At 63.6% G+C, this 24,398-nt stretch carries 26 protein-coding genes; 7 read left to right on the top strand and 19 right to left on the bottom strand.

From position 1 onward, the window contains the following. Positions 1 to 148: 148 nt before the first annotated feature. From GGD67_RS34440 to tolQ, 6 genes are all read right to left on the bottom strand, one after another. Positions 149 to 874 (bottom strand): N-acyl amino acid synthase FeeM domain-containing protein, encoded by a 726-nt coding sequence (locus GGD67_RS34440; protein ID WP_179739006.1) that lies wholly within the window; start codon positions 872 to 874, stop codon positions 149 to 151. A gap of 190 nt (positions 875 to 1,064) precedes the next feature. Further along, the gene (locus GGD67_RS34435) at positions 1,065 to 3,395 is read right to left on the bottom strand and encodes a putative bifunctional diguanylate cyclase/phosphodiesterase (RefSeq protein WP_018317775.1); all 2,331 of its coding nucleotides are present in this window, start codon (positions 3,393 to 3,395) and stop codon (positions 1,065 to 1,067) included. Between the two features lie 252 nt (positions 3,396 to 3,647). Continuing rightward, positions 3,648 to 4,994 (bottom strand): Tol-Pal system beta propeller repeat protein TolB, encoded by a 1,347-nt coding sequence (gene tolB / locus GGD67_RS34430; protein ID WP_179739102.1) that lies wholly within the window; start codon positions 4,992 to 4,994, stop codon positions 3,648 to 3,650. A gap of 41 nt (positions 4,995 to 5,035) precedes the next feature. Next, entirely contained in the window at positions 5,036 to 5,995 is a 960-nt protein-coding gene (locus tag GGD67_RS34425) for a protein TolA (RefSeq protein WP_179739004.1), read from the bottom strand. A 4-nt stretch (positions 5,996 to 5,999) separates the two neighbouring features. Next, positions 6,000 to 6,449, bottom strand: a complete 450-nt coding sequence (tolR, locus tag GGD67_RS34420) for a protein TolR (RefSeq protein WP_018317772.1) — start codon at positions 6,447 to 6,449, stop codon at positions 6,000 to 6,002. 43 nt (positions 6,450 to 6,492) lie between these two features. After that, on the bottom strand, positions 6,493 to 7,209 hold the full coding sequence (gene tolQ / locus GGD67_RS34415) for a protein TolQ (RefSeq protein WP_018317771.1): 717 nt from the start codon (positions 7,207 to 7,209) through the stop codon (positions 6,493 to 6,495). Between the two features lie 412 nt (positions 7,210 to 7,621). On the opposite strand from tolQ, the gene GGD67_RS34410 reads away from it, so the two are divergent. Then, entirely contained in the window at positions 7,622 to 8,140 is a 519-nt protein-coding gene (locus tag GGD67_RS34410; RefSeq protein ID WP_092254683.1) for a DUF2231 domain-containing protein, read from the top strand. A 112-nt stretch (positions 8,141 to 8,252) separates the two neighbouring features. On the opposite strand, the gene GGD67_RS34405 is transcribed toward GGD67_RS34410, so the two are convergent. Both GGD67_RS34405 and GGD67_RS34400 read right to left on the bottom strand, forming a co-directional pair. Then, a complete protein-coding gene (locus GGD67_RS34405; protein WP_018317768.1) occupies positions 8,253 to 8,510 on the bottom strand; it encodes a hypothetical protein in 258 nt (85 codons plus the stop codon). Positions 8,511 to 8,638: 128 nt separating this feature from the next. Next, entirely contained in the window at positions 8,639 to 9,403 is a 765-nt protein-coding gene (locus GGD67_RS34400) for a serine acetyltransferase (RefSeq protein WP_179739002.1), read from the bottom strand. Positions 9,404 to 9,728: 325 nt separating this feature from the next. Here GGD67_RS34400 and GGD67_RS34395 point away from each other — a divergent pair, with 325 nt between their 5' ends. Then, on the top strand, positions 9,729 to 10,892 hold the full coding sequence (locus GGD67_RS34395) for an acyl-CoA desaturase (RefSeq protein WP_018317766.1): 1,164 nt from the start codon (positions 9,729 to 9,731) through the stop codon (positions 10,890 to 10,892). A gap of 91 nt (positions 10,893 to 10,983) precedes the next feature. Here the strand turns inward: GGD67_RS34395 and GGD67_RS34390 are convergent, their stop codons facing one another. The 7 genes from GGD67_RS34390 to GGD67_RS34360 all read right to left on the bottom strand — a co-directional run bounded on the left by GGD67_RS34390 (position 10,984) and on the right by GGD67_RS34360 (position 15,907). After that, positions 10,984 to 11,685 (bottom strand): peptidoglycan-binding protein, encoded by a 702-nt coding sequence (locus GGD67_RS34390; RefSeq protein WP_179739000.1) that lies wholly within the window; start codon positions 11,683 to 11,685, stop codon positions 10,984 to 10,986. 107 nt (positions 11,686 to 11,792) lie between these two features. Then, positions 11,793 to 12,686: a peptidoglycan-binding protein gene (locus tag GGD67_RS40015; protein ID WP_179738998.1), complete on the bottom strand. Its 894-nt coding sequence runs from the start codon at positions 12,684 to 12,686 to the stop codon at positions 11,793 to 11,795. Between the two features lie 405 nt (positions 12,687 to 13,091). Further along, positions 13,092 to 13,583, bottom strand: coding sequence for a DUF2852 domain-containing protein (locus GGD67_RS34380; RefSeq protein ID WP_018317763.1), 492 nt, complete (start codon positions 13,581 to 13,583; stop codon positions 13,092 to 13,094). Between the two features lie 121 nt (positions 13,584 to 13,704). Next, positions 13,705 to 14,457 (bottom strand): TetR/AcrR family transcriptional regulator, encoded by a 753-nt coding sequence (locus tag GGD67_RS34375; protein WP_018317762.1) that lies wholly within the window; start codon positions 14,455 to 14,457, stop codon positions 13,705 to 13,707. A 129-nt stretch (positions 14,458 to 14,586) separates the two neighbouring features. Then, positions 14,587 to 14,952 (bottom strand): YciI family protein, encoded by a 366-nt coding sequence (locus GGD67_RS34370; protein WP_018317761.1) that lies wholly within the window; start codon positions 14,950 to 14,952, stop codon positions 14,587 to 14,589. A gap of 58 nt (positions 14,953 to 15,010) precedes the next feature. Next, a complete protein-coding gene (locus tag GGD67_RS34365) occupies positions 15,011 to 15,415 on the bottom strand; it encodes a YciI family protein (RefSeq protein ID WP_179738990.1) in 405 nt (134 codons plus the stop codon). A gap of 126 nt (positions 15,416 to 15,541) precedes the next feature. Beyond that, positions 15,542 to 15,907: a nuclear transport factor 2 family protein gene (locus GGD67_RS34360; protein WP_018317759.1), complete on the bottom strand. Its 366-nt coding sequence runs from the start codon at positions 15,905 to 15,907 to the stop codon at positions 15,542 to 15,544. A gap of 314 nt (positions 15,908 to 16,221) precedes the next feature. On the opposite strand from GGD67_RS34360, the gene GGD67_RS34355 reads away from it, so the two are divergent. From GGD67_RS34355 to GGD67_RS34340, 4 genes are all read left to right on the top strand, one after another. Next, the gene (locus GGD67_RS34355) at positions 16,222 to 17,886 is read left to right on the top strand and encodes a PAS domain-containing methyl-accepting chemotaxis protein (RefSeq protein ID WP_179738989.1); all 1,665 of its coding nucleotides are present in this window, start codon (positions 16,222 to 16,224) and stop codon (positions 17,884 to 17,886) included. A gap of 184 nt (positions 17,887 to 18,070) precedes the next feature. Continuing rightward, complete coding sequence (locus GGD67_RS34350) at positions 18,071 to 18,859, top strand: SDR family NAD(P)-dependent oxidoreductase (RefSeq protein WP_179738987.1); 789 nt, start codon at positions 18,071 to 18,073, stop codon at positions 18,857 to 18,859. Between the two features lie 89 nt (positions 18,860 to 18,948). After that, positions 18,949 to 19,386, top strand: a complete 438-nt coding sequence (locus GGD67_RS34345) for a hypothetical protein (protein WP_018317756.1) — start codon at positions 18,949 to 18,951, stop codon at positions 19,384 to 19,386. A gap of 537 nt (positions 19,387 to 19,923) precedes the next feature. Further along, on the top strand, positions 19,924 to 20,286 hold the full coding sequence (locus tag GGD67_RS34340; RefSeq protein WP_179738985.1) for a hypothetical protein: 363 nt from the start codon (positions 19,924 to 19,926) through the stop codon (positions 20,284 to 20,286). A 109-nt stretch (positions 20,287 to 20,395) separates the two neighbouring features. On the opposite strand, the gene GGD67_RS34335 is transcribed toward GGD67_RS34340, so the two are convergent. The 4 genes from GGD67_RS34335 to GGD67_RS34320 form a co-directional block, all read right to left on the bottom strand. Beyond that, a complete protein-coding gene (locus GGD67_RS34335) occupies positions 20,396 to 20,809 on the bottom strand; it encodes a VOC family protein (protein WP_179738983.1) in 414 nt (137 codons plus the stop codon). Between the two features lie 30 nt (positions 20,810 to 20,839). After that, a complete protein-coding gene (locus tag GGD67_RS34330; protein ID WP_179738981.1) occupies positions 20,840 to 21,379 on the bottom strand; it encodes an SRPBCC family protein in 540 nt (179 codons plus the stop codon). A 138-nt stretch (positions 21,380 to 21,517) separates the two neighbouring features. Next, complete coding sequence (locus GGD67_RS34325; RefSeq protein WP_179738979.1) at positions 21,518 to 22,810, bottom strand: RNA polymerase sigma factor; 1,293 nt, start codon at positions 22,808 to 22,810, stop codon at positions 21,518 to 21,520. Further along, on the bottom strand, positions 22,807 to 23,175 hold the full coding sequence (locus GGD67_RS34320) for a YciI family protein (RefSeq protein ID WP_028138414.1): 369 nt from the start codon (positions 23,173 to 23,175) through the stop codon (positions 22,807 to 22,809). The genes GGD67_RS34325 and GGD67_RS34320 overlap by 4 nt, the downstream gene beginning before the upstream one ends. 140 nt (positions 23,176 to 23,315) lie before the next feature. Between GGD67_RS34320 and GGD67_RS34315 the strand changes: the two genes are divergently transcribed. Then, complete coding sequence (locus GGD67_RS34315) at positions 23,316 to 24,281, top strand: glyoxylate/hydroxypyruvate reductase A (protein WP_018317749.1); 966 nt, start codon at positions 23,316 to 23,318, stop codon at positions 24,279 to 24,281. Positions 24,282 to 24,398 lie beyond the last annotated feature (117 nt).

Here is a 24,398-nt window from a genome sequence, read left to right as displayed (position 1 = left end):
CAAGTCGCACCGCCCGGCAAAAACGCCGGCTTTCGCCTGAATTTGGGGCCCAGGACGTGATGGTGGCGACGCGCGACGGGTAAAGGGTGACGGGCAAAAGGCCGAGCCCAGGCTCAAACCTGGAGCCGCATCCGCGCCACCGCCGACTTCAGGCGTGCGCGGCGTCCGCCACGAGCACCGGTCGCTGCGGCACCTGGCGCTGGCCGCCGCGCCCGAACAGCATCCGCCGCTCGAAGGCGGTCGACCGCATGATCGGATAACGCTCGAACACCTTCTTGCGGAACGTCGGGAAATCCGCGGCCATCAGTCCGAACGGCTTGGTGAGGCCGGGAACCAGGCGGGGCTCGGCGATGGTCTCGTGCAGGAACACCCGCCGGTAGAAAGCCTGATGCTCGGGACGCACGATGGCGAGACCGAGATCGGCACTGAAATGCTCGCAGGCCATGTACGCGAGACGCGTCGTCAGATAGGGCAATTCCGGAACCCGCTTGACCTGGTCGGGATCGGCGACGAAGCGGGTCGGGTCGATCATGACCTCGCCGCGGTCGAGCCGCGGCAGCAGGATGTCGGGGAAGACATCGGCCGAGGTGGACTCGCGCCATTCCGATGTCAGCACGCTGATGCGCACCGAGCTGCAGAGCTCGCCATGGAGATAGACGCCGAAGGTCCACGCGTTCGGCAGCTCGTCGTAGCGGTCGGTCACCCGCGCATCGGCGGAGGGCTTGACCGCGCCCTCCCGCAGATAGGCGCGGTAGCGGAGATTGTAGATCTCCTCCTTCTCAGCGACGGTTTCCGCAAGATGATAATCGACGTCGGTCAGAAGCTCCGCTCCCCGTCCAACAGCCGAAATGACAGATCTGGCTGAGGACTGCATTCCAACTCCTTACCCACACTCACGTCGCGACATTCAAAGGCAATTCCCGCAAGACAACTTGCGCGCGCGCCATGATTTATTAACACCTTCTTAACAAGTATGCAAAGCAATCGAACGGTTAGGGTTAACCACCGTAGCACTACGGTACCCTGCAACAGCCTGAAATGTTGGGACGTTTTGAGAAACGGACTTAAGCGAAGGAGCGCGAGCTGGCGACGTGGAGCTGGCCTTCGCCGCGCCGTCCATGCGAGGCGTTGAGCAGCTGGCGCATCCGCACGGCGGGCACCGGACGGCTGAACAGATAGCCTTGCGCCTCGGAGACGGTGCCGTCGGCGCTGATCAGATCGAGCTGCTCATTGGTCTCGATGCCTTCGACCACGACGGCCATGCCGAGATCGGCGGACAGCCGCGCCACGCCGCGCAGCAGCGTCAGCGGGCGGTCGGTGTCGATGCCTTCGAGGAAGGATCGGTCGATCTTCACCTTCTGCATCGGGAAATTGTGCAGATAGCTGAGGCTGGAATAGCCGGTGCCGAAATCGTCGAGCGAAATGCGCACGCCGAGCGCATGCAATTGCGACAGGATGTCGTGGGTCAGCTGGGTGTTGCGCAGCAGGGAGGACTCGGTGATCTCGATCTCCAGCCGATGCGCCGGCAGGCCCGACACCTCCAGCGCGTAGCGGATTTCGCTCAGCACGTCGCGCTGGTGGAATTGCTGCGGCGAGAAGTTGACGGCGACGCTGACGCCCTCCGGCCACTTCATGCATTCCATGCAGGCGCGGCGCAGGATCCAGCGGCCGAGATCGACGATCAGGCCCATGTCCTCGGCGACCGGGATGATGTCGATCGGCGAGACCGTGCCGCGCACCGGATGATTCCAGCGCAGCAGCGCCTCGCAGGTGGTGATCTTGCCGGACTTCAGATTGACCAGCGGCTGGTAGAACAGCTCGAATTCCTCGTTGGCGAGCGCCTTGCGCAGGTCGAGCTCGAGGATGCGGCGGGCCTCGACGGTCGCCGCCATCTCGTCGCGGAAGAAGCAGAAGGTGCCGCGGCCGTCGGCCTTGGCGCGGTACAGCGCCATGTCGGCATTCTTGAGCAGCGTATCGGCACTGGCATCGCCCGGCGAGGTCAGCGCGATGCCGACGCTGGCGCCGATCTCGACCAAATGATTGTCGATGCGGTAGCGCTCGCTCAGCCGCTCGACGATGCGGCGGGCCAGCGCGGCGGCGTCCTCGGGCGAGGAGATGTTCTGCTGGAACACGACGAATTCGTCGCCGCCGAAACGGGCGACGAAATCTTCGGGGCGCAGCATCTCGCGCAGACGGTTGGCGACGGCGCACAGCAGCTGGTCGCCGCAGGGATGACCGAGCGTGTCGTTGACCTGCTTGAACTGGTCGAGGTCGACGAAGAGCAGCGCGGACAGCCGCTCGGCATGATGCGAATTCTTCAGCAGCCGCTCGATCTCGTCGTGGAAGCTGACACGGTTGGGCAGCGCGGTGAGCTCGTCATAACGGGCGAGATGGCTGATGCGGGCTTCCGCATTGGTGCGTTCGGTGATGTCTTCCAGCAGCAGCACCGTGCCGCCGCCGGTCATCGGCTGGAACGTCCAGGCCAGGGTGCGGCCGCGCGAGGAATCCGGATCCGCGGTGACGATCTCGCAGATCCGTGCATGCTCGATCTCGGCCAGGATCTGATCGCCGCTCTCCGCCGAGATCGACCCGGCGGAAACGCAGGCCGCCGCGATATCGGCGGCGGTGGCGCCGCGCTTGACGAGGTCCTCGGGCAAGGCCATCAGCTCGCCGAAACGATGGTTCATCACCGCAAGGCGGCCGTCGGCGCGGAACATGCACAAGCCATGCGGCATGTTGTTGAGCGCGGTGTCGAACTGGCTCGCCAGCGCGGATTCGCGGAAGCTCGAGGTCAGCGCCTTGACGAAGATCGCATGCAGGCTGAGGTTGATGTTCTTCAGCCCGATGAAGAAGAACACCAGCAGGATGGCAAGACCGATGTGGTAGAAGCCGCCGTGCAGCAGCAGGGCGAGCGACATCGGACCGCAGGCCAGTGCGACGTGCCACTGGATCACCCGCGGCTGCCCGTAATTGCGGGCGGCGCCGCCCGCAGTGTAGCCGATGCCGATGGCCACACAGAGCATGTCGGCGACCGGATCGTTGTTGTTGTAGATGACGACGAAGGCCCACACACCGAGCACGGCCGCATAACTCAGCGCGCCGATCCAGTAACGCGGCTCCAGGTGCTTGGCCTCTTCGAATGACAGCACCTGGGTGCGGTTTTCATATCCGCGCATCTGGAACGCGCGCGCGGTGCCGATGGCGATCAGCAGGAACGCGAGCGGCCACAGCCAGACATCGCCCGTCTTCAACGCAGTCATCACCGCGGCCACGGCCGCGGAGGCCGAGCCGAAGAAGATCGCCCAGAAATTCTGCACCATGGAGTTGATGAGAGCGGCGTAGAGTATCGGCTCCAGCTCGTCTCGATCACTCTGCTTCTGGTCGGCCAGTTGCATTGGCTTGTTACGCGTCCTGTTTGGCGCGTAGTCTTACCCAGCCCAGATGAAGTCTTTCTGAGGGAACATCGTTAAAGTCGAGTTGTTTTTCGGTATCAGCGAACCGATTTCCGCTTAAATATCAAGCAACTAGGCAAGCCTTGCCGGGCGCAAGGTGAAGGAAAGCTTGCTTGGCGCCGAGAAGTCGAAAAAATCGGCGCGTTTTTCGACAACATCGCGCGTCTGAACGCGCGATGTTTTAGCGTTCTCTTGTCAGCCCGCCGTCGAGGACAGCAGCGGCGACCACGCGGGGTCGGAGGCGAAGCCCGGCGTCGGCACCTTGAGCTCGTTGCGGCCAGAGATGTCGACGCTGTACAGCGACGGCCCGCCACTGCCGCCGGGATCGCGGAAGAACATCAGCACGCGGCCGTTCGGCGAGAAGGTCGGCCCTTCGTTGTGGAAGCCGGAGGTGAGCAGCCGCTCGCCGGAGCCGTCCGGCTTCATGACGCCGATCGAGAACTGTCCACCGCCCTGCCTGGTGAAGGCGATGTAATCGCCCTTCGGCGACCACACCGGGGTCGAGTAGCTGGCGTTGGTATCGTCCTTGGAGAAGGAGATGCGCTGCGCCTGTCCGCCGCCCGCCCCCATCACGTAGATCTGCGACCTGCCGCCGCGATCGGACTCGAAGCAGATGCGGGTGCCATCCGGCGAGTAAGACGGAGACGTGTCGATCGCCGGCGTGTCGGTGAGGCGCGTGGTCGAGCGCGAGCGCAGATCCATCACGAACAAATTGGAATTGCCGCCCTGCTGCAAGCTCATGATGACGCGCTGGCCGTCCGGCGAGAAGCGCGGAGCAAAGGTCATGCCCGGGAAGTTGCCGACGATCTCGCGCTGGCCGGTCTCGATGTTGAACAGATAGACCTTCGGATCGCCCTGGCCGAACTCCATATAGGTGATCTCTTGCGAGTTCGGCGAGAAGCGCGGCGTCAGCACGAGGTCGGAGCCGCGGGTCAGGTAGCGCACATTGGCACCGTCCTGGTCCATCATCGCGAGCCGCTTGACGCGGCGCTCCTTCGGACCGCTTTCGTCCACGAACACCACGCGGCTGTCGAAATAGCCCTTCTCGCCGGTCATCCGCTCGTAGATCTGGTCGGAGATGATGTGGGCGATGCGGCGCCAATATTCCGGCGAGGTGAAATATTGCTGCCCGGCAAGCTGCTGGCCGGAGACCACGTCCCACAAACGGAATTCGGCCTTCAGCCGTCCGTCTGACTGCCGCGTCATGCGGCCGGTGACGAGGGCCTGCGCGTTGAGGGTCTTCCAGTTCTGGAATTGCGGCGCGACGTCGATGTTGCTGATGCGCTCGATGAAGGCGGCCTGGTCGATCGGCGCGAACAGGCCCGAACGCTTGAGATTGTTGGTGATGACCTGCGTGACGCCGTTGCCGACGTCGCCGTCGGACGGCGAGCCCGGCACGAAGCCGGTGATCGCGATCGGAATCGGCTGAAATGCATTGGGGTCGATGCGGATGCGGCCGTCCTGGCCTTGAGCGAAGGCACGTCCGCCCCCGAGCATCGCGAGCGTCGATCCGGTCAGGGTCATGAAGCGGCGGCGGTTCATCGATCGGACGTCATTCATTGCAAAATTCTTTTGTTCGGATGTCACAACATATCTTTCAGGCCGAAAGTCATCGGAATGAGCTTCCAGCTCTCGTACTGCTGCTTCGGCATGAACGAGTAGACCTGGCACTGCACGATGGCGCGCTTGGCGCTCTCCGCCACCGCCTGGGCGATCGACCGCGACGGTCCCCTCACCGCGACCACGATGGGCTCGGACGCCAGCGATCCGTCGATCTTCATGGGAATGTCGATGTCGGCTTCGTACTGGTCGGCATCCTGCCCGTTATAGGTCGGCGTGAAGCAGCGCTTGACCGCGCCCTGGAACGCACCGCGCCATGTCGCAACGTTGTTGGCAGCAGTCCCGGTCGCCGATCCCAGCGAGGCCGACGCGTTCAGCGCCGTTCCCGTGAGCTCGTGCCGGGTCGCGGCGCGCTTGTCGAGGTCGCGCTGGATCTGCGCGGGATCGAAGCTGCGCTCCTTGGGCTTCGGCTGCTGCTGCGGCTGCACCGCCGCAACCTTCTGCTCCACGGGCTTGGGCGGCGGCTTCTTGGTCTCCAGCTTCTTCTGCAGCTCGGCGATCGGATCTTCCTTGGCCGGATCAGGCTTCTTTTCCTGCGGCTTCGGCTCTTCCTTCGGCTTCGCCTCGGCGACGGGCTTCGGCGGCTCGGGCTTCTTCTCCACCGGCTTCTCGACCGGCTTCGGCGGCGGCTCTGGCTGCGAATTGGTCTTGATCAGCTCTTTCTTCTCGGTGACCTTGCCGACGGCGTCTTCCTCCGGCTTGGGCTCGGCGATCTTCTCGACCTTGGGCTTGGGCTCTTCCTTCTTGCCGGTCTTCTGCCCGGCCATCATCTTCGCGAGCTGATCGGTGGAGATGATGTCGATCGGGAGCGACTCTTCCGGCGCGACGTAGGCCTTGCTGCTAAAGGTGACGAGGCCCCATCCCAGCACGAGGACATGCAGGGCAATCGACGCAACAAGTGTCTTGTCGACGTTCACCTTCACCGGCCTATCCCTGATCCGCTTCCGTGACGAGGGCGAGCTTCTTGAATCCGGCGCCGGACAACTGGCCCATCACCCTGGCCACCGTGCCGTAATCCGCCTTCTTGTCGGCACGCAGATAGATGCGCTCCTCGAGCCCGCCGCGCGCGTCGGTGATCGCCTTCAGCTTGGGCACCAGCTCGTTGATCGCGATCTCGGCGTCGTTGATGAACACCTTGCCCTTGATGTCGATCGACATCTGGATCGGCTTCTGGTCGTTGTTTTCGAGGCTCTTGGCCTGGGTCTGCGGCAGGTCGAGCGGCACGCCGACCGTCAGCATCGGCGCCGACACCATGAAGATGATGAGCAGCACCAACATCACGTCGACCATCGGCGTGACGTTGATCTCGGCCACGACGGGCTTGCGCCGGCCACGGCGCCCGCCGCCTCCGGACGAACTCGCAACGTTCATCGCCATGATCGCGTGCCCAAATTGCCCTTCACACTATACATGCCGTCCGTCAGCCCCGCTCGTCGATCTGACGCGACAGGATGGCGGAAAATTCATCAGCGAAGCCCTCGAGCCGCTGGGCCTGCCGGTTCACCTCGGAGGTGAACTTATTGTAGAAAATAGTGGCAGGAATGGCGGCGATAAGGCCGACCGCGGTCGCAAACAGTGCTTCCGCAATACCGGGGGCGACGACCGCCAGAGAGGTATTTTTCGACGCCGCGATCGACTGGAAGCTCGACATGATGCCCCAGACGGTGCCGAACAGGCCGACGAAGGGGCCGGCGGAGCCGACGGTCGCGAGCACCAGCAGCCGGCGTTCCAGCCGTTCGACCTCGCGCGCGATCGAGACGTTCATCACCTTGTCGATGCGCATCTGCAATCCCGCGACCGAGCGGGCCTGGTTCTCGAACGAGCGCTTCCACTCGCGCATCGCGGCGACGAAACAGGCGGCCATGGAATGCGTCGGCTTGGCCGAGAGGGTGCGATAGAGCTCCTCGATCGATTCGCCGGACCAGAAGGCCTGCTCGAAACGGTCCATCGAGCGGCGGGTACGGGCAAACAGGAAGATCTTGTCGATGGCGATCGCCCAGACCCAGACCGAGCAGGACAGAAGTCCCAGCATCACCGCTTTCACGATCCAGTGAGCCTGCCAGAACAGCGCGATCAGCGACACGTCCGCGGAAGCGGCAACCGGAAGGGCTGACTGAGCCACGTCGGCCGGATTCATAAGCAGTATCCTCTCAAGGCGATCGTTACCCGATGTGCCGGCCAGCAAATGGCTGCCGGTTCCCCAATGGCCGCGCTAGAACCGGCGCGGCCGGCAAGCCCGCTCAAAGCCTTGTCTTTCTGGGTGCAGGGGCTCGTCCAAAGCCGGCCGTCTGCATTCCCTGCCAAGATGTCAAAACTATGGGCCTTTGGCCCCGGGCCTTGACGGGTCTCGGCTTCGGGCTTTGGGCGCGACTGTCCGCCCTTACCAGAGCCCGGCGTTGGTTAATGCGAGGTTACCGCAGGCAAATTTGGCTGCGGGAAAGGTAGACCGCGCAGGCAGTTGGATCGGCTTGGGTCCGGACACCTGGTCCGGAGGAACCAGCCCTCGCCCGAAAAATTGTCCCAAAAATCACTTTCCGCGAGGTCCTGCCATGACCATCAACCCCAAGACGACCGCCGCGATCGGCGATCACCCGCTCCACCCCATGCTCATCCCGTTCCCGGTCGCATGTCTGGTCGGCGCGCCCATCGCCGATCTCGCCTTCATCGGAACCGGCGACAATTTCTGGGCCAGAGCCGCGATGTGGCTGATCGGGGCTGGCATCGTCATGGCGCTCGTCGCGGCCGTGGCCGGCTTTACGGACTTCTTCAGCGAGCCCCGCATCCGCCGCCTCAACGATGCCTGGTACCACATGGTCGGCAATCTCGGGGCGGTCGTGCTGGCCCTGATCAATTTCTACCTGCGCTACGCCCAAGGCGCCGAGGCTGCGATCAAGCCGTGGGGCGTGGTGCTCTCCCTGATCGTGGTCGGCATCCTCCTGTTCACGGGATGGAAGGGCTGGGAGATGGTCTACCGTCATCACGTCGCGGTGCTGGATGCGCCGGGCCAGACCAGTTCGGAGCCGGTCACGCCCCAGCATGGCGGCGAGAGCCATCGTCGCGCCGCCTGAAACCAGCGATCGCGTTACGGGCGAGCTCGCCGGCGCAGGCTGAGCACATAGAGCCAGCCGCCTGCCGCGATCAGCACAGGCAGAACAAAGAGCGCAAAGTCGCGGAGCAGGATCATGGGTCCAGCCCCGCTTCCGCAAACGAAACAGCGCGCCCAAGCGCGAAGGCGGCAAGCTGATAGAGGGCGCCGCTGAGAAAGACGTGCCACGCACCGCTTTCCACGAACTCCTGATAGGTCTTGACCTCGGTCGGCCAACCATTGAGGAACGCGATCGCGACCGGCAGCAAGCATCCGAACCGTTCGAACAGGTCCGAGGCACGCGCAAGCAGCGCGATGCGCTGCCTGGTCTCCTTGCATACAATAGTGGTCATGGTCGTACCCGTCGGCGCAGGCGAAAAGGCGCCGTCGGGGCTTGGTCGGGCCTCATCGCGATTCGGTTCTAAGGCGCCTGTCTTTTTGCGCGGGCGCATGGATTGGAACGTCGCGCTCTCGGTGAGCGTCAGGCCGCGGAAGCGGGTTCGGGGCAGTTGGTCAGACGCGCGGGATTGCCGATTGCCGTGCAGCCGGCGGGCACGTCACTGATCACGACCGTCCCGGCGCCGATCTTGGCGAAATCGCCGACCTCGATGTCGCCGAGGATGGTCGCGCCGGAGCCGATGAAGACGCCGCGGCCGATGCGAGGCGAGCGCATCGGCAAGTCGCCATGGCGCCCGATGCTGACGTTCTGAAGGATGGTGACCTCGTCGCCGATCACGACATTGGCGCCGATCACGATGCCGGTGGCGTGGTCGAGATACACCGACGATCCAAGGGTCGCGGCGGGATGAATGCTGACCTGCAGGACGTTCGAGGCCTCGTTCTGCAACAGCAGCGCCGCGTCGCGCTGGTCATGACGCCAGAGCCGGTGCGAGACGCGCCAGGCTTGGAGCGCCAAATAGCCCTTGAAATGCAGCAGCGGCGGCAACAGGCCGGCGACGGCGGGATCGCGGAGCACGATCGCCTGCAAGTCGCGGCCGGCCGCTTCGATCAATTCCGGCGCGCCACGAAAGGCGTCGATAGAAAAGGCCGTGAAGCGTGCCTGTTCGGCGGCGTTGCCGCCAAGCCTGCGCCCGATCAGATCGGCCAGAGCCGCGGCAAAACTATCATGCGCCAGCACCGCATCGGCAAGCGACTTGCCGAAGACGGGATCGGATGCGCACACACGCTGCGCCTCCGCGCGTATATTCTGCCAGAGACGATCATTCGTTGCGGTCGCAGCTGCCATCAAGGCCGCCTCCGGTGGTGCTTTGGTGCTTCCTTCACGTGTCGAATATAGGCTGCGGGCAACCCGCGCGCCACGCGGCGGCCGCAATGACTACCTGAGCACCATGCCGCAGCTCCCCGTGGGGCTACGAGCTTGCATGCCAGCCATCCGCGACCATATAGTCAGTCGAATTTTCGGCCGACGCTGCTTTGGCCGGGATGATCACGCAAAGCAGCTCGCTCAAGCCCCGCGGTGGTCCGCCACCCGCGGGTTTTTCGTACCCGGCAGCCCTCAATGCTGCCGATGCAAAATCCCGGATCCCCGTTACCTGAGGTCACGCTGAAACATGTTGCCCAACGCGCCCGCCGACGACCACCACGACGACGTCATGTACCCCTCCGCCATACCGTTCGTGCTGGTCCATCTCGGTTGCTTTGCGGCGATCTGGTCAGGCGTCACGTGGCAGGCCGTCGCGATCTGTGGGGCGCTGTATGTCGTGCGGATGTTTGCGATCGGGGCGGGCTATCACCGCTATTTCTCGCATCGGGCTTTCGCCACCGGCCGCGTGTTTCAGTTCATCCTGGCCTGCCTTGCGCAAAGCACCGCGCAGAAGAGCGTGTTGTGGTGGGCGGCCAAGCACCGGCATCATCATCTGCATTCCGACACCGAACTGGATGTGCATTCGCCGCGGCAGCGCGGTTTCCTGTACAGCCATCTCGGCTGGATCTTTTACCGGGAGCACGATGGGACTGATCTCGTGAAAGTCGGCGATCTCACGGTCTTTCCCGAGCTGATGTGGCTGCATCGGCTGGAGCTGCTGCCGGCCTTCGTGCTTGCAGCGCTCTGCTTCATGGCGGCGGGGTGGTCGGGTCTGATCGTCGGCTTCCTGTGGAGCACGGTGCTGGTCTATCACGCGACCTTCTGCATCAATTCGCTGGCCCATGTGCACGGACGCAAGCGCTACGTGACGGGCGACGACTCCCGCAACAACTGGCTGCTGGCGCTGCTCACCATGGGCGAGGGCTGGCACAACAATCACCACGCCTATCAGAGCAGCGTGCGGCAGGGTTTTCGCTGGTGGGAGATCGACGTCACCTATTACGTGCTGAAGGTGTTGTCCTGGTTCGGAATCGTCTGGAACATGAAGGCGCCGCCCGAACAGGTGCTGCGCAACGAGCAGCCGCTCGGCGCCCGCGTCATCAATCGGGCCGCACGCGAGCTTGCCGGGCGGTTCGACGCGCCGAAGCTTGCCCATGCGATCTCTTCGGCGCTGCACCGCGCCGACCCGACCCAGCTGCAGCTGCCAACGCTGCACGACATCCTCAATCGCGCGCATGACGGCGTCGACGCGCTGACACACCTGCATCTGCCGAAGATACCGACCCGCGAGGAGTTTCTCGCCGAGGCCAAGGCGATGTTCGCACGAACGCGATCGCTCAACGAGATCGTGGATCACGCCTACGAACACTTCCTGGCTTCGGTTCACGCGCAGCTCGCCACCGCGCGCTGAAGCCGGCGATCATGTGATGCAGCCCGGCGCGTGTCATGGCGCCGGGACGCTTCCGTCGCGCGCGCGGCAGGTGAGAGAATCCCGCCGATCCCTAGAGTTCGACCTTCAACCGTTTGGCGGTCTGCGGTCCTACCTGTCCGTCGACAATGAGTCCCTTGGTCGCCTGAAACGCTGCGACCGCCGCCACCGTCAGGTCATTGTATTCACCGTCGATCGGCCCCGGATTGAATCCCAGCTCTTTCAAAGCGCGTTGAATGTCCCGAATGACGGACGCCTTCATGTTCGGCTGCCCAAGCGCATACAGCTGGCTCGGCTCAGCCAGGTCGAGTGCTCCACCCGCCGCCCCATACGTAAAGTTCGGCAGCAAGACGCCGGTATCCCAATTCCGGCCCGACACCTTGCCGCGACGAACGCCATAAGCGGTGCCCATCGCCTCCACGGTGCCGCCCTCGCCGTCACAAACGACGATGTGCCCCATCATGCCCGGTCCGGGCGGGTAGCGGAGAAGAATGCCTCCCACCGTTGAAGCTGCCTGCCGCCACGGCACGCGCTTTCCGAGTTTTTGTGAATCGCTCTTCCAGGCGCCCGTATAGGCTTCGACCGTTGCAGGATTGCCGTTGTCGTCGACGCATCCGTACAGGATTCCACCGACCTGATACACCAGCCAGGACATGAACTCCGCGCAGTCCCATGGACCGTGCCAGTTCTTGTTGTTCTTGGGAACGCAGACATTGACGTATTTCTCGCCGATGCGGGACTCGGCCAGCTTCAGCATCTTTTCGCCGTCGGTCATGCTCAATTCCTTCTGCGCAATGAACTTGCTAAAATTCGGCCCTCAATAATCGAGACATCTATTCGCGAAGCTCCGGCGAACTTCGCGCGTCAAAAGGCGGCACGCTCTCAGGGGCGCTCTGAAGCCGTCCGGGAATTCAGGCGGAGATTCAACGCCGCCTGCGTCACCACGCCTGCATTTCCATCGACCGGAATCTTGGCGTGGTTTTGAAACCACTCGACCGCCTGCGCGGTGGCGGGACCATATCGTCCATCCACGACAAGCGCCGGCTCAGCCCCGAGATCGTTCAGGGCCTCCTGAAGCTCGCGCGTTTCATCCGACGTGGTTGCGGCTTTCCAGGCCACCTGGTTCGCGCCGCTCTTGCCTACTGCGCTCCACACGATCTCGAAGAGCTCCGTGCGTCCGCTCAGGCCGTTGTAGCCACCGTTGATGAGCCGCGTGATCGTACGGATGTCGTTCCGATCCGCATACGCGTTCAGGCCTCCCTCATTCCATTCGTGCAGGGCGGGAAGCAGAGCCGCTTCGGGTGCGACAATCAGATCCGGATTATTGTAGAAGTCCACGCCTGCAAGCTTGCCCATGCGCAGGTAGTTGGCGCCGCCCGTCGTCTGCAACAGGCCGCCGCCGCGATATTTGTATCCGTCTCCTTGCTTGGTATTGCCGAGCTCCTTCGCCTTCTTCGGATTACCCAGTCCATAGACGCGCTCGGCCAAGGCACGATCATTGTTGAGATATTGATCGACCTCGTCGGGCCGGATGGCCGCGCTATGATGGCCGATGCCGAAAATCTCGAGAAGGCGCGCCGTGGTTTTGTACTTGAGGCTCTCGAACAGAACGGTACCGCGGCCGGTTTCATATAGCGCCTGAGCGAGGAAGTGCGCGATGCGAAGCGGCGTGTTGATCTTGAAGCGGTCGAAGATTTCGTCGCCGTCTTCAAAAGCCTTGAGGTAATTGGGATAGCAGCGAGGGGCTACCTTCCGAACGATCGTTACGATCCGCACGAAAATACTCCCTAATAAATATTCAGCGAAATATCATCGAGTGAAAACGTACTTAGACTATGCACAGCACCCTTTGGTTGCAAGAGGAGATTCGATTTCGGGACAGGCCGCATTGCCCCAGTCGGGCGGCATTTTGCAGCAACGTCCGGTTTAGTGACTGCCAGTTGCCGCTGCCATCAATTGCAACCCGCATCTCGCGACAGGGCTAGGCCCGGCACGACGAGCAATGCGAACAATGATGGCGGCCGAAACCGGCCAACGCCTGCTCTCTCTCGCGCGCGCGAGAGATTGAACCCAAAAACCAAACCGCCCGCCTGCGGGTTGCGCAGACGGGCGGCTCGGGGCCATCAGGACTTTGGGGGCATGCGCCTGAAGGCTTTGAGAGGTGTCAGTCAGCCTTGAAGGTCAGCCCTGCTGCTGGTCGGTCGGCGGCGGGGTCGGACGCGTCTTGTGCTGCGCCATGAACTGGTCGAACTCTTCCTTGTCCTTGGCGTGACGCAGACGGTCGAGGAAGTTCTTGAACTCGACCTGCTCCTCCTCGAGCCGCTGCAGCGTCTCGGTGCGGTACTCGTCGAAGGCGCGGTTGCCGGAGGACGGGGGGCCGAAGCCAAAGCCGAAGCCGCGGCGCTCCATGCGGCCGCGCATGCGGTCCATCTTGTACTGCATCTTTTCCATCTTGTTCTGCCAGCGATCTTGGTGGCTCCAGCACGACATTCTTCTGCTCCCGAGTGTGAAAAAGAGAAGGGCAAGTCCGATCGGCCACCAGATGATGAAGCCGAGGATGGTCACGGCGATCCAGCCGGGATGCCAGGGCGTATCGAGCATGCGGGGACGTTCGTACTGTTGGTATTGGTCCGAAGGGCCGCGCCAGCGATTAACGTCAGCGGTGTAGGCCATTTCCCATCTCCATCACGGCACCAGCGCCGTTGTGAATGTAAATAACATTTACATAGCTAGACCATCCCGCGATTTTGTCAAGCTGGCCGCCAGACACGCCCGCGTGATCATTTGGGTAATTTTATTTCGGCTTGCCCCAAGGACCACCTGGAGTGCCGCCGGGCGGCACGCCTGAACCGGAGGGCACCTCCGGGGGCACCGGCGGCGGCTCGGCGCCCTTGCCCGCAGGACGACGGTCGGTCGGGAAGCCGAGGCCGCGCAGATAGATCAGCACCTCGGCCTCGAGCAGCTCGTCCGGCGACATCGGCAGTTTTCGTCGCGCGGCGTCGCCACGGGAGAACAGCGAAGCCACGCCGTGCGCCATCGACCAGATGTGCAGCGCCATCATCATCGCCGGCGGCCGCGGCGTACCCGGCGGCGTCAGCGCCGCGAGCCGCTCGGCTGCCGCGCGAATGATGTTGAAGGCGCGTTCGCTGGCGGCCTGAAGTGCGGGATTGGCATCGACCGGCACGCCCGATTCGAACATCGCGTTGTAGAACGCGGGCTCCTCACGGGCGAAGGCGAGATAGGCTTTGCCGACGCGCTCGAACGCCGTGACCGTGTCGGGGCGCCCGTCGTCCCAGGCCGCGGTCAGGCGCTGCTCGAACTGCTCGAAGCCGCGCTGGGCAATGGAGGACAACAGCTCGTCACGGTCGCGGAAATGCCGATAGGGCGCCGCTGCGCTGACGCCGGCCATGCGTGCGGCATCGGCGAAGGTGAAGCCGGCCGCGCCCTTCTCGGCGATCAGCCCGAGGGCGGCCTGCAACAGGGCTTCCTTCAGATTTCCGTGGTGATAGCCGCGCTCGGCGCGGCGCTGCTCCTTGCGCCAGCTCATGTGAACGATCTTTACATGAGCCGGCGGTGAAGGTCACTAGCAGGAATCGGGCGTGATTAACCCCGTACTTTCACGGGCGATGCCGGGCCTGAGCGACGGCATCGCACCCGGAATTGGCCTCGTCCGCAGCTACATCTGCGGAATCGGCAGCACGGGCATGACCTCGATCGCCTCGCCCGGGAAGATCGCAAAATGCGGATGGTTCTCGAACAGTTTTGCAGCTTCCTCCTGCGAGGCAGCCCGCACCACCGTGAAGCCGGTCAGCGCATTGCTAATCTCCGTAATGCCGCGTCCGTCGATCCGGCGGGTCTTGCCGAGCGGGCCGCCCATCTCGACGATGACGTCCTTATGCTTCTCGACCCAGCCGTGCCAGGCGGCCATGCCCTCGCGCTCTTTTGCCTTCCGTTCGGCTTCGGGCATCGCATGCCAGGCCTTCATCTTTTCGCCGCTCATGCTGCCGAGATAGACGGCGAGGAATTTGTGTTCGGTGCTCATCGGTTCTCTCCTTGTTGATTGACTGACGACAGACGCGATTTCATCGCGATCGCTGTGGCTACCTCTTCAGGTCGCCGAAACCGGCCGCGGCCTCCTGCACGTCGGGCGGAAAGTCGCTCATCTCCTGGACTTGCCGGATCTCGATGATCTCGTTGGCCGAAGCCGGACATTTCTTCGCCCAGGCGATCGCCTCTGCGCGCGAGGCGACCTCGATCATCCAATAGCCGCCAAGGACTTCCTTGGCTTCAGCGAATGGGCCGTCGGTCACGACAGGCTCGCCGGTCGCAAATGAAACCCGCGCGCCCATCGACGGCGGATGCAGGCCATCGAGCGTGATCAGCACGCCCGCGTCCTTCAGCGCCTCGTTATAGCGCATCATCGCCGCGACGCGCTCGGGATCGAGCTGGACGTCCGGCGGCGCGGCCTCGTAGCCGAGCGGGATCATCAACATCATGAATCGCATGGGTCGTATCCTGGCTTCTGCGGTGGTTCCGGGATGCGCCGTGAGGCGCAGGCCCGCTCGCCTTCAAGACGAACGAACTCTCACGGAACCGACACGCCGGCGGAAATAATCTGGAGGGCCCCGGCCCTAGCGCGGCTGCGGCAGGAAACGACCATCCCGCCGGGCAGCGCCGAAATAGACATCGATGCGCCGGACCTTGCCGCCTGCGAAGGTGAAGAACTCCGTGTTGCGAAAACTCCTGCCATCTGTCGCAAGGCAGAGATAAGTGACGAAGGCTTCCTCGCCCCGGACGAAGATGCGCTCGATGTCATGCCGTGCGATCCAGCCGCTGTCGCTCCAGCAGCGTTCGAAATAGGTCGCCTTGTCGAGGTCGTCGTCGAACGGGCTGGTGAAGCGGAAATCGTCGGCCAGTGCGTCGGCGACCCGCTGCCGGTCGTTGGCGAGATAGGCGGCGAAGAGGTCGCGGATCAGGCGTTCGCGGTCGTCGGGCATCAATAGTCTCCGCAGCGAGCATCTTGTTAAAGACGGTTCGCCCTCGACCGCGCCGACACCGCCATGCGAGGCGACGCGAAAAAATATCTCGGCGGCGCCCCCGTACAAGTACGGCTCCGCGTTGTGAACTCCAGCGTGCATATAAACCAAGAGCAGCTGTCAGTTGAAGTAGTTGGCCGTCGCACGTGGAGTCGCGGAGCTCGTCGCGGCGTGTTCCGGAATTTACCGATGCTCAAGGATAGCATGCAACTTTCAGCTCAGGGGAAACGGTATGGCGATCCTGTCGGATCGCGTCCGAGCATTGCGGGGCTTACGTGTTCAATTTCCTGAGCAAGAAGGTCAGGCACGCCATCGCGGAGGTCGAGGCGCTCGACCGGTCGCAAGCCGTGATCGAATTCGGTCTCGACGGCACCATCCTCGACGCCAACGAAAACCTTCTCAAGATGAGCGGCTATACACTTGCCGAGATCAAGGGAAAGCATCACAGCATCTTCGTCAACCCGGCCGAGCGCGAGAGCGCTCGCTACCGCGATTTTTGGGCCAGCCTGAACCGCGGGGAATTCCAGACCACGCAATACAAGCGTTTCGGCAAGGGCGGCAGGGAAGTCTGGGTCCACGCGTCCTACGCCCCGCTACGCGACGAAAACGGCAAGGTGGTCAGCTTCATCAAGTTCGCCACCGACATCACGGCCTATAAGATCAAGGCCATGGAAGAGTCCGGCAAGATCGCCGCGATCAACCGCGCGCAGGCCGTGATCGAGTTCAACATGGACGGCACCATCGTCACCGCCAACGAGAATTTCCTTGGCGCGATGGGCTATTCGCTCGATGAGATCAAGGGCAAGCACCACTCCATGTTCGTGACACCAGAGGACCGTGCGAGCCCGGCCTATGCCGCGTTCTGGGCCAAGCTGAACCGTGGCGAGTTCGAGGCTGCCGAATACAAGCGGCTCGGCAAGGGGGCTAAGGAAATCTGGATTCTGGCCACCTACAATCCGATTCTCGATGAGAACGGCAAGCCGTTCAAGGTGGTGAAGTTCGCCACCGACGTCACCGCGCAGAAGATGAAGGCGGCCGACAATGACGGCCAGCTCGCCGCGATCCAGAAGTCGCAGGCGGTGATCGAGTTCAACATGGACGGCACGATCCGCACTGCCAACGAGAACTTCCTGAAGGCGATGGGCTATGCGCTGGCCGAGATCAAGGGCCAGCACCATTCCATGTTCGTCGAGCCGAACGAGAAGAATTCGGCCGCCTACCGCCAGTTCTGGGAAGCGCTCAATCGCGGCGAATACCAGGCCGCCGAATACAAGCGCATCGCCAAGGGAGGCCGCGAGATCTGGATCCAGGCGTCCTACAACCCAATCTTCGATCTCAACGGCAAGCCGTACAAGGTGGTGAAATACGCCACCGACATCACCGCGCAGGCGATCGGCCGCAAGAAGGCCGACAACGCGCGCGGGCTGATCGATGCGGTCGCGGCCGGCAGCGAAGAGATGAGCGCCTCGATCCGCGAGATCTCCGAGACCATGACGAAGTCGCGCGAGACGTCCAAGGTCGCGACCACAAGGGTCGAGTCCGCCGACCTCCAGGCCCAGAAGCTGACGGCCGCCGCACAGGCCATGAGCGGCATCGTCGAGATGATCTCGGGCATCACCAGCCAGATCAATCTGCTCGCGCTCAACGCCACGATTGAATCGGCCCGCGCCGGCGAAGCGGGACGCGGCTTTGCGGTGGTCGCCTCCGAGGTGAAGAATCTCGCGAGCCAGGCCAAGCAGGCGACCGACACGATCACGTCCGAAATCGACGCGCTGAACACCATCTCCGGCGACGTCGCGAGCTCCCTGACCGCGATCAAGGCCGCGATCGCAGGTGTCAACGAGTTCATCGCCTCCACCGCAGCCGCGGTCGAGGAGCAGAGCATTGTGACCGCGGACATGTCGGCCAACATGCAGCGTGCCTCGGCGGAGCTGGCGTAAGGACGACTTCCCCTCCATGTTCGTCATCCTTCGAGGGCCGCGAAGAAGCGGCCGCCTCGGGTGACGGATTTGGCATTTTGCCAGCTGTACGCAGCCCTCGCCTGCCCCTTCCTCGTCAGCACAAAAGCGCAGTAAAAGGAGCCTGCACTCCTGCGCCCATATGCTACTCGAGGACAATTCTGCCATGCCGCAAGCCCCGCAAAAAATCGCTCTCGTTACCGGAGCCGCCCGCGGCATCGGGCTTGCGACCGCGAAGAAGTTCCTGGCCGAGGGTTGGCGCGTGGCGCTGCTCGACATCGAGGGCGAGTTGCTCGGCCGGGCGGTCGCCGAAATCGACCAAGGCGAGGCGACGCTGGCGCTGACCTGCGACGTCTCGGATGCCGCCGCGGTGAGCGATGCAATGGAGGCGGTCGAGCGCCGGTTCGGCCGACTGGATGCACTGGTCAACAATGCCGGAATCGCGGTGTTCGCACCGCTGATGGAGACGTCCGAGACCGATTGGCGCCGCGTGCTCGAGGTCAATCTCACCGGCCCGTTCCTCTGCGCCAAGGCCGCGGTTCCCTTGATGCGCGAAGGCCATGGCGGCGCCATCGTCAACATCACCTCGATCTCGGCGGTGCGCGCCTCGACGCTGCGCTCGGCCTACGGCACCAGCAAGGCCGGGCTCGCGCACCTGACCAAGCAGCTCGCGGTCGAGCTCGCCTCGCTCAACATCCGCGTCAACGCGGTCGCGCCGGGGACGGTCGACACGGCGATGGCGAAGCAGGTGCATACCAAGGAGATCCGCGCCGACTATCACGACGCCATTCCGCTCAATCGCTACGGCCTGGAGGAGGAGCTTGCGGAAGCGATCTACTTCCTGTGCTCGGCAAATGCGAGCTACATCACCGGCCAAATTTTGGCCGTTGATGGCGGCTTCGATGCGGCAGGTATCGGCCTGCCCACGCTGCGCGGCCAGCGCCGCAACGGATAGGTCCGGAAATTGTAGGGTGGGTTAGCACTGCCGCTGCGCGGGCCGCTGGGCGTAACCCACCCTACGGAACCGATTTAGGTGGAGACTTCATGCGACGCATCTCCTTGCTCAACGCCCTGATGCTTGCATTCGCGCTGCTCGCCACCGCGCCCGCGTCCGCTGAAATCCGCATCATCCAGTCTCCGGGCGGACAGGTGGGGCCGTTCCTCGATTTGTTCGAGAAGGTGCGCGAGAGCGGCGAGCGCGTGGTGATCGATGGTCCCTGCCTATCGGCTTGTACCCTGGTGCTGAGCATCGTGCCGGGCGAGCGCATCTGCGTCACCAAGCGCGCAGTGCTCGGCTTCCATGCGGCACGTTCGGTCGACCGGCGCGGGCGCTTTTATGCCGAGCCGGAAGCATCGGTCGCGGTGCTTGCCGCCTATCCCGGCCCAGTGCGCGACTGGATCAGCCGCCGTGGCGGCCTCACCTCGCGGCTGCTCTTGCTCAAGGGGCGCGATCTCGCCGCGATCTATCCGCGCTGCCGCTGACGAATGTGGCAGCCGCCACGGATGTGACGTGAATGAGTTCTGTGAACCGCGTCACATCAAAGGCATTTGGCTTGGCCGGCCCGAGGCCACACGGCAGGTTCCCTGTGTCGCACCCAATGTGCGCACCGGGGTCTCCACGCCTTCACACTTTGGCTGCCGTCAATAAAGAGTCTGGATCACCGGCCCCAGCTTCATGCTGACGCAGATAAGCATCCCCCACAGGGCAAAATTGATCTGTAGCGCCGCCGCCATCGGTCGCTCCCCTTCCAAGTGACGTCCACCCCAGCTTTTTAGATTTTGTGATTCACCAATAGCGATTCTGACGTGCAGATTACAGCCCAATATTGCGTCAATTGTTGTGCGATGCAGTCCGCATGGTTTCACGAAGCGGCCTCACTGCTCCCGCAAAGTGATGCGAATCGTGAGTTCATTCCTCGGCCACGCCCGCCAATCGTTTGCCTTAAGTTCCATTTGAGCGATGCATGCAAGTTTCCCGTGTGGAAGCTTGCGCATTGCGCATCGAACTTTGGGTCCGGCATGATACGACGCGGCTTCATCTTGCTTACTTTCTGCACAGCGCTGCTTGGATGTGCAGTCGCACCGGCGCAGGAGCGTCGTCCGATCGCATGGGATGGCCTCGGCCAGGACCCCAACAAAGCCTCGCATCGCCCGCATGTCGCGAAGCGGCGCGCGACGAACCCCGCGCCCGCGGCAGCTGATCCCAATCAGGAGCGGGAACGAGTGCTCGGCACCTTGCGGCCATATTCGGATGCGTGGTGGGCGGTCCATGACGAGATCGAAGCCGAGAACGACAAGCAGCTCGGCACCAAGCTCGTGATCTGCCCTCGCTGCGTTCAGTCGCCGCAGCAGAGCGAGGACGCGACCGGATCGGTCCGTTGAGCGAGCTCACGACCGATCCGGGTATGACGCGATAAATCCAGGCGTCCCCTCTCCCGCGACAGTGGAGAGAGGGGATCGCAGCTCCACAGATCGTGCAGGCTCGCGCCTGTCACATTCCTTCGGCCGGGCAGTTCACCATCCAGGGAATGCCGAACTTGTCGACGCACATGCCAAAGCCCTTGGCCCAGAACGTCTTGCTGAACGGCATGGTGACGGTGCCGCCATCGGCGAGTGCATTGAACTTACGCTCGCCGTCCGCAGGGTCCTTGACGGTGAGCGAGATCGAAAAGCCTTGCGGCTTGACGAAATGCTCCGGCGGCGCGTCGGAAGCCATCAGCACGCTGCCGTCGGGCAGTGACATCCGCGCATGCATGATCATCTTCTCGCGGCCGGGCGCGGCGGGCATCTCCGGCGGCGCATCCGATGACCGCATCATGGCGTCGATCTTGCCGCCCAGGACCTTGGCGTAGAAGTTGAACGCAGCTTCGCAGGTGTCCTGATAGAACAGATAAGCGTTGAGCATCGTTTCTCTCCTCTTCGTTTGCAGTGAGGCTTATTGCTTCTCGGCCAGCTTCTTCAGGCTGGCGAGGCCGGCATCGAAATCCTTGCCGATCATGCTGTCCATGTTGATGAACACCTGCATGATCTTGGACATGAACGGAGCCGGACCGTACATCGCCCATGTGACCAGAGTAGCATCGCCTTGCGGCACAAAGGTGAACTCGGCGGTGTTGTGACCTTCGAACGGCCGCTCGAAATCGAGCTTGATGCGAAGCTTGGACGGCCCGGTCGCCTCGAGGATCTCCATGCGGCCGGCGCCGACATTGTTGTTGCCATCCCAAGCATAGGTCGCGCCCTTGCCTCCCTCAGATCCACCGAAGGTGCGCTTCATGGCGGGATCGCGGGTCTCATAGGGGGACCAGTTGGTCCAACGGCGGAAATCGGCGACCTGCGGATAGATCGCTCCGGCTGGCGCCTTCACCGCGAGGCTCCGCTCGACGCGGAAGGTGTCAGATTTTGTCAGGGCAAAGGCGAGGACGCCCGCGATTCCAACGGCGAGCACGACGGCGATGACGGCAATGGCTTTCAGCATGAAGGGGCTCCGTGGGTACGGGCTTAGGACGAACGGGAACGGCAGGAGCCGACAATTGCCGGAATGAAATTTTGCACGCTACCCACCCCACGTCATGGCCGGGCTTGTCCCGACACGATGATGTGGAGACCGACGGGTCTACTTCACTTTCGCGCCCTGCCGCGCGCCCGCCTTCGGCTGGCTGTCCCGGATCAGGCGATCGATGTGCATGCGAATGTGGGCCGCTTCTGCGGACGTGTTGGCAAGCGCGATGGCGCGGTCGAAGGCGACACGTGCCTCGTCGTTGCGACCGAGCTGCATCAGGAAGGCGCCGCGCACGCCGTAGAAATGGAAGTAGTTGGCGAGCTTCGGTGCAAGCGGCTCGATCAGATCGAGCGCGGCTTGCGGCCCCCGCACCTTGGAGACCGCGACCGCGCGGTTGAGCGTCACCACGGGAGACGGCTGCACGACCTCGAGCGCGCCGTAGAGCAGGTCGATCTGCGCCCAGTCGGTCTCCTCCGGCGTCGCCGCGCGGGCATGCAATGCAGCGATCGCGGCCTGGATCTGATAGGGCCCGCTGCGACGGTGGCGCATCGCCTTGTCGATCAGCGCCAGCCCCTCCGCGATCATGGTGCCATTCCACAGCGAACGGTCCTGGTCGTCCAGCAGGATCAGCGAGCCGTCGGCGGCAAAGCGCGCGGCACTGCGCGCATGCTGCAGCAAGATGAGCGCCGTGAGCCCCATGATCTCCGGCTCGCTCGGAAACAGCCTGAGCAGCAGGCGCCCCAGCCGGATCGCCTCCTCGCAGAGCGGCTTGCGGATCTCCGCGGTGTCGCCGCTCGCCGAATAGCCCTCGTTGAAGATCAGGTAGATCATCGCCGCGACGCCGGCGAGCCGCTCGGAGCGCTCGATTGCGCCGGGTGCTTCGAACGGCGTCCCGGCTTCGGCGACCTTCGCCTTGGCGCGGGTGATGCGCTGCTCCATCGCCGCGTCCGACACCAGGAAGGCGCGCGCGATCTGCTTCACGGTAAGCCCCGAGACGATGCGCAGCGCCAGCGCGATCTGCTGCGTCGCCGGCAATTGCGGATGGCAGCAGATGAACATCAACCGCAGGATGTCGTCGCGGTAGTGCGAACCGTCGAGCCGTTCGGCCAGCGCGCCTTCGGCGTCGTCGAGATCGGAGATCGCCTGGTCGTCCTCAGGCAGCGGCTGCTGCTTGCGGGTCCGGCGCACCTCGTCGATGGCGGCGTTGCGGCCGACCATGATCAGCCAGGCCGCAGGATCGCGCGGCGGCCCGTTCTGCGGCCAGGACTTGAGCGCGCGCAGCGAGGCGTTCTGGAACGCCTCCTCGGCGGTGTCGAGATCGCGGAAATAACGCAGCAGCGCGCCGACCGCCTGGGGTCGCGCCGAGGTCAGCGCGGTCTCGATCCAGCCGGTGTCGGTCTCGCTCACGTCAGGTTTCCTCCGGGCCGGAACACGCCGACGGGACGCACCTCATAGGCGCCGCCGGGATTGGCAGCGCCAAGGTCGCGGGCGACGTCGAGCGCCTCATCGAGATTCTTGCAGTCGACGATGTAGAAGCCGAGCAGCTGCTCCTTGGTCTCGGCATAGGGGCCGTCGAGCACCAGCGGCGGGTCCTCCTTGCGCAAGGTAGCAGCGGCCGTAGTCGGCAGCAGCCGCGCCACCGGCCCGAGCCGGCCTTGGCTCGTGAGCTTCTCCTGCACCACGGCGAGCTTCTTCATCACGGCCTCGTCCTGCTCCTTGCTCCAGGAGCCGACGAAGTCCTCATCGTGATAGCAAAGGATGGCATAAAGCATAGGCGACACTTTCCTCGTCTGTTCTAAAGACGCGCCAATATGCCCCGCCCCGACAGGACTGCGGAAAAAATTTGCGAGAAAAATCCGGCAGATCGTGCCAAGGAGGGCCTTCGTAAGCGGAACCCGACGAGGCAATTCGAATGACCAAGGGCACACTGGCCGTCCTGATCAATAGCACGCAGCAGAACTGGTTGCCGGAGCGCTGGAAGGCCCGGTTTGATGCTGTCTGCGGCGGCCGCCGTGTAGTGTTGCTGCCGGATTCCACGCTCGATCCGGCCGAGGTGCACTATGCCACGGTGTGGAAGCCGGTGCCGGGCGATCTCGGCGCCTTCCCCAATCTGCGGGCGATCTTCAATCTCGGTGCCGGCGTCGATGCGCTGATGGCGGACAAGAGCCTGCCCGATGTGCCGCTGGTCCGGGTCGCCGTACCCGATCTGACCGGCCGCATGACCGAATATGTCGTGCTGCACGTACTGATGCACCACCGCCAGGAGCTCTATTTGCGGGACTCGCAGCGCGCAAAACGCTGGGAGCCGAAATATCAATGGCCTGCCAGCGCCGTCACGGTTGGTGTCATGGGGCTTGGCACGTTAGGAGCGGATGCGGCCGACGTGCTGCGCCGGCTCGGCTTCCGCGTCGCCGGCTGGAGCCGCAGCCCGCGCGCCATCGACGGTGTCGAATGCTTCCATGGCTCGGCCCAGATCGATGCGTTCCTGCGCGCGACCGACATCCTGGTCTGCCTGCTGCCGCTGACGCCGGAGACGCACGGCATCCTCAACCGCGACGTCTTCACCAAGCTCAACCGCAACAGCCCGCTCGGCGCCCCGGTGCTGATCAATGCGGGCCGCGGCGGCTTGCAGAACGAGGCCGACATCCTCGCCTGCCTCGACGACGGCACGCTGGGCGCCGCCTCGCTTGACGTCTTCGTGCAGGAGCCGCAGCCGGCGGACAGCCGGTTCTGGACCCATCCCAAGGTGGTGCTGACGCCGCACAACGCAGCCGACACCGATGCGGATGCGATCTCGGCCTATGTCGCCGAGCAGATCGCACGGTTCGAGGCCGGCGGCGCGTTGGAGAACGTGGTGGACCGGGCCAGGGGGTATTAGGCGCCGGGATTTTCGCGAGCACCGTCACCTCATATTCAGTGTCGTCCCCGCCTAGTGCGCAATTGCGCACGGGCGCGGGGACGACACCGCTTGTCGGGCAGACAGCCTCCCCCCACA

The organism is Bradyrhizobium sp. IAR9, from assembly GCF_013408065.1.
GTDB lineage: Bacteria > Pseudomonadota > Alphaproteobacteria > Rhizobiales > Xanthobacteraceae > Bradyrhizobium.
This window is presented reverse-complemented; position numbering and strand designations above follow the sequence as displayed.

Coding starts and splice junctions, on each gene's coding strand:
- GGD67_RS34380 (WP_018317763.1), bottom strand. CDS start 13,583: ATGGCCTACACCGCTGACGTTAATCGCTGGCGCGGCCCTTCGGACCAA.
- GGD67_RS34375 (WP_018317762.1), bottom strand. CDS start 14,457: ATGAGCTGGCGCAAGGAGCAGCGCCGCGCCGAGCGCGGCTATCACCAC.
- GGD67_RS34400 (WP_179739002.1), bottom strand. CDS start 9,403: ATGGCAGCTGCGACCGCAACGAATGATCGTCTCTGGCAGAATATACGC.
- GGD67_RS34365 (WP_179738990.1), bottom strand. CDS start 15,415: ATGCGATTCATGATGTTGATGATCCCGCTCGGCTACGAGGCCGCGCCG.
- tolR (WP_018317772.1), bottom strand. CDS start 6,449: ATGGCGATGAACGTTGCGAGTTCGTCCGGAGGCGGCGGGCGCCGTGGC.
- GGD67_RS34350 (WP_179738987.1), top strand. CDS start 18,071: ATGCCGCAAGCCCCGCAAAAAATCGCTCTCGTTACCGGAGCCGCCCGC.
- GGD67_RS34410 (WP_092254683.1), top strand. CDS start 7,622: ATGACCATCAACCCCAAGACGACCGCCGCGATCGGCGATCACCCGCTC.
- GGD67_RS34435 (WP_018317775.1), bottom strand. CDS start 3,395: ATGCAACTGGCCGACCAGAAGCAGAGTGATCGAGACGAGCTGGAGCCG.
- GGD67_RS34315 (WP_018317749.1), top strand. CDS start 23,316: ATGACCAAGGGCACACTGGCCGTCCTGATCAATAGCACGCAGCAGAAC.
- GGD67_RS34335 (WP_179738983.1), bottom strand. CDS start 20,809: ATGCTCAACGCTTATCTGTTCTATCAGGACACCTGCGAAGCTGCGTTC.
- GGD67_RS34330 (WP_179738981.1), bottom strand. CDS start 21,379: ATGCTGAAAGCCATTGCCGTCATCGCCGTCGTGCTCGCCGTTGGAATC.
- GGD67_RS34360 (WP_018317759.1), bottom strand. CDS start 15,907: ATGCCCGACGACCGCGAACGCCTGATCCGCGACCTCTTCGCCGCCTAT.
- tolB (WP_179739102.1), bottom strand. CDS start 4,994: ATGAACCGCCGCCGCTTCATGACCCTGACCGGATCGACGCTCGCGATG.
- tolQ (WP_018317771.1), bottom strand. CDS start 7,209: ATGAATCCGGCCGACGTGGCTCAGTCAGCCCTTCCGGTTGCCGCTTCC.
- GGD67_RS34320 (WP_028138414.1), bottom strand. CDS start 23,175: ATGCTTTATGCCATCCTTTGCTATCACGATGAGGACTTCGTCGGCTCC.
- GGD67_RS34405 (WP_018317768.1), bottom strand. CDS start 8,510: ATGACCACTATTGTATGCAAGGAGACCAGGCAGCGCATCGCGCTGCTT.
- GGD67_RS34440 (WP_179739006.1), bottom strand. CDS start 874: ATGCAGTCCTCAGCCAGATCTGTCATTTCGGCTGTTGGACGGGGAGCG.
- GGD67_RS34390 (WP_179739000.1), bottom strand. CDS start 11,685: ATGACCGACGGCGAAAAGATGCTGAAGCTGGCCGAGTCCCGCATCGGC.
- GGD67_RS34340 (WP_179738985.1), top strand. CDS start 19,924: ATGATACGACGCGGCTTCATCTTGCTTACTTTCTGCACAGCGCTGCTT.
- GGD67_RS34370 (WP_018317761.1), bottom strand. CDS start 14,952: ATGAGCACCGAACACAAATTCCTCGCCGTCTATCTCGGCAGCATGAGC.
- GGD67_RS34395 (WP_018317766.1), top strand. CDS start 9,729: ATGTTGCCCAACGCGCCCGCCGACGACCACCACGACGACGTCATGTAC.
- GGD67_RS34345 (WP_018317756.1), top strand. CDS start 18,949: ATGCGACGCATCTCCTTGCTCAACGCCCTGATGCTTGCATTCGCGCTG.